At 74.0% G+C, this 3,278-nt stretch carries 3 protein-coding genes; 1 reads left to right on the top strand and 2 read right to left on the bottom strand.

Annotated features, from left to right (window positions below):
• Positions 1–152: 152 nt before the first annotated feature.
• Positions 153–1,076, bottom strand: a complete 924-nt coding sequence (locus ABZ924_RS38300) for a DNA/RNA non-specific endonuclease (RefSeq protein ID WP_361920326.1) — start codon at positions 1,074–1,076, stop codon at positions 153–155.
• Positions 1,077–1,189: 113 nt separating this feature from the next.
• Positions 1,190–2,038: an aldo/keto reductase gene (locus tag ABZ924_RS38295; protein ID WP_361920324.1), complete on the bottom strand. Its 849-nt coding sequence runs from the start codon at positions 2,036–2,038 to the stop codon at positions 1,190–1,192.
• A 46-nt stretch (positions 2,039–2,084) separates the two neighbouring features.
• Between ABZ924_RS38295 and ABZ924_RS38290 the strand changes: the two genes are divergently transcribed.
• The gene (locus ABZ924_RS38290) at positions 2,085–3,092 is read left to right on the top strand and encodes a 2-dehydropantoate 2-reductase N-terminal domain-containing protein (protein ID WP_361920322.1); all 1,008 of its coding nucleotides are present in this window, start codon (positions 2,085–2,087) and stop codon (positions 3,090–3,092) included.
• The last annotated feature ends 186 nt before the right edge of the window (positions 3,093–3,278 follow it).

The raw sequence follows: 3,278 nt of genomic DNA, 5'->3' as shown, positions 1-3,278 counted from the left end.
CCCTGTTTGCCGTCCCCCGCGGCGATTCCCTTCCCCGCCCCGCCCCGAGGCGGGGCGGGGGGGGGCCGCGGCCGCCCCCGCGGCCCCCCCCCTCGGCCGGTGTCGGGGTGTCGGGGTGTGGGGACGTACAGGGCGTACGGGGCGTCTTCGCTTCAGCTCCAGTCGATGTCCGCCTGGCGCGCCAGCGGGGCGCGGTCCTCCAGGGCCCTCGGAAGGGCAAGGGTGTCGGCGGCGGTCATGGCCGCCGCGAAGCCGATGTGGGCGCGGTCCTGGATCTCGCTCACGTTCACCTGGAACACCCGGAACTCGGCCAGGTCGAGCGACTCGGTCAGGTCCAGGTTCTGCGTCAGCAGGAACGCCTTGCACTTCAGCGTTCCGCCCTCCGCATAGACGAGCACCTTCCAGAACTCCCGCGGTATCTGCACACCGCGGAAGGGGTGGTCGTCGGGCAGGAAGACCGGGCCGCCGAAGACGCTGACCCGCAGGTCGTCGACCTCGACGTCCTCGAAGACCGCGTCCTCCAGCCTGCCCCACAGGCCGTTGCGGGCGCTCTGGTTGAAGTCGTCCATCTGCGGAGTGATGTTCGTGTAGAAGAACGAGTCCCGGTTCGCCTTCTGCGCATCGGGCAGCGGGCCCCACAGCAGGTCGGCGCGGCGGGCGATGTGCCCCCGGTCCAGCCGGTCGTCCTTGTAGAGCTCGTTGCTGACCTGGGCCGTCGCGGGCAGGCGCGGATCCTTGCGGAACTCGATGCCCCTGCGGTCCAGCTTCTTGATGGTGGCGCCGTCTATGTTCCAGCCCACCCAGATCGCGAACCGCCGCGGCGCGCTCAGCGCCAGCGAGAAGTGCGTGTACGGGATGACCTCGGAGCCGTTCAGCTCGACGGCGTCCGCCTTGATGGACGGGTTCAGATCGGGGGTGGTGATCGGGGCCGAGAGGAAGTTCGTGTCGAAGCCCGGCCCGGGCGCGGCCTCTTCCATCGGCCGCTGCAGGGTGGTGAGCGGGTCCCGCCCGTCGCCCGAGGGGGCCGTGGTGGCCCTGGGCTCGGTGGGGGCGGACGTGTGCTTCGTGGCAGCCATCGAAGGCTCCCTTCACACAGGGAGTTCGGGCGCGGGAAGCCCCGCCGGCGCGACAGGCACGCGAACAGGCAGGGGTTCCCCGCTCGTGCGTACACGTCCAGCCTACGACCGGGCTACGGGGCCAGCGCGTCGAGCACCGCCCGTTCCCGGGGCGTGAGATGGATGGTTGCCGCGTCAAGGTTTTCGGCCAGGTGGACGGGCGAACCGGTGCCCGGCGTCGGGCACAGCACCGGCGAGTGGTGCAGCAGCCAGGCCAGCGCGATCTGACCCGGGCCGGCGCCGTGCTCCGCGGCCACCGCGCTCACCGCGGCCGCGCCCTCCCGGGCCAGGGCGCCGCTGCCCAGCGGGTAGTACGGCAGGAAGGCGATGCCCCGCTCCTCGCACAGCCGCAGCACGTCGGCCGAGGAGCGCTCCAGGATGTTGAACGGGTTCTGCACGGCGGCGACGGGCACCAGGGCGAGCGCCTCGCGCAGCTCCTGCACGGTCACCGTGTCCAGTCCGATGTGGCGGATCTTGCCCTCCGCCCGCAACTCGGCCAGGGCCCCCAGCTGTTCGGCCATCGGGACCGCCGGGTCGAAGCGGTGCAGCTGGTACAGGCCGATCGCCTCCAGGCGCAGACGGCGCAGGCTCGCCTCACACGCCGCCCGCAGCTGCTCGGGGCGGCCCGCCACGTGCCAGCGGTCCGGGCCGGTGCGCACCACCCCGCCCTTCGTGGCGACCACGAGCCGGTCCCCGTACGGGTGGAGAGCCTCGGCGATCAGCTCCTCGGCCAGGTCCGGGCCGTAGTTGTCGGCGGTGTCGACGAGCGTGACGCCGCGCTCGACCGCCGTGCGCAACAGGGCCCTGGCCTCGGCGCGGCTGCCGCGCGGGCCCCAGTAGCCGGGGCCCACCAGACCGCCGGTGCCGAGGCCGAGCCGCCGTACGGGAAGGTCGCCGCCGAGACGCCACACGTGGTCCACCATGCCCCCGACGGTAACGCAAGCCGCCGGATGTGCCAGGCTCCTGGCCATGCGTTACATCGTCATCGGCGCCGGAGCGATCGGCGCGACCATCGGCGGACGGCTCGCCGGAGCGGGCCGTGAGGTCGTCCTCGTCGCGCGCGGCGCGCACGCCGAGGCACTGCGGGCGGACGGGCTGCGGCTGACGACGGCGGACGGGACCCGGGTGCACCGGCTGCCCGTGGTCACCGGACCGGACGGGCTCGGCGAACTGCGGCCCGACGACGTCCTGCTGCTGGCCGTGAAGACCCAGGACGCGATCGCCGCGCTCGACGAGTGGGGCGACGCGGAGGTCGCGGGCGGCGGCACGGCGGCGCAGCGGCTGCCGGTGCTGTGCGCGCAGAACGGCGTCGAGAGCGAGCGGCTGGCGCTGCGGCGCTTCGTGCGGGTGTACGGGGTCTGCGTATGGCTCCCGGCGACCTTCCTGGAGCCGGGCGTGGTGAGCGCGCTGTGCGCCCCGCTGACCGGGATCCTGCACCTCGGGCTCGCCGCCGGGGGTGCGGATGCGCGGGTGCGGCGGATCGCCGCCGACCTGGAGGCGGCCGGGTTCGAGGCCGCGGTGGTGGACGACGTGATGCGGTGGAAGTACGCCAAGCTGCTGGGCAACCTCGGCAACGCGGTCCAGGCCACCACCGGGCCCGAGCCCGCCCCGGCCAAGGCGGCCCTGCTGCTGCGGGCCCGGCGCGAGGGCGAGGCGGTGCTGCGGGCCGCGGGGATCGCGTGGGCGTCGGCGCAGGAGGAAGCGGCGGCGCGGGAGGGCAAGGTGGTCCCGGAGGCGGGGAGCGGCCTGCGGGGCGGCTCGTCCTGGCAGTCGCTGCAGCGCGGCACCGGCTCGATCGAGGCGGACTACCTCAACGGGGAGGTGTGCCTGCTGGGGCGGCTGCACGGGATCCCGACCCCGGTCAACGAGACGCTCCGCCACGCGGCGAACATCTTCGCCCGGCAGTCCCTGCCGCCGGGCGCCATGTCGATCGAGGACCTGACGTCCCTCGCCGACGAAGCCGAGTCCCGCCGCTAGCCGCGCCGCCGCCGAAGCCGAGTCCCGCGGTTTGCCGCTGCGCGGAGCCCTTCCCCACCCCGCCCCTTCTCCCCCAGCTACCGCTGGGAGGTGCCCCCAGAAACGCCTCAATCGCCGGCGGGGCTCAAAGATCGGGGGCTCCGCCCCCGGACCCCCGCGCCTCAAACGCCGGCGGGGCTGATTTCA

It is taken from the genome of Streptomyces sp. NPDC046876 (genome assembly GCF_040645035.1).
Lineage (GTDB): Bacteria > Actinomycetota > Actinomycetes > Streptomycetales > Streptomycetaceae > Streptomyces.
The sequence above is the reverse complement of the archived record's forward strand: the minus strand, read 5'-3'. Positions and strand labels throughout refer to the sequence as shown.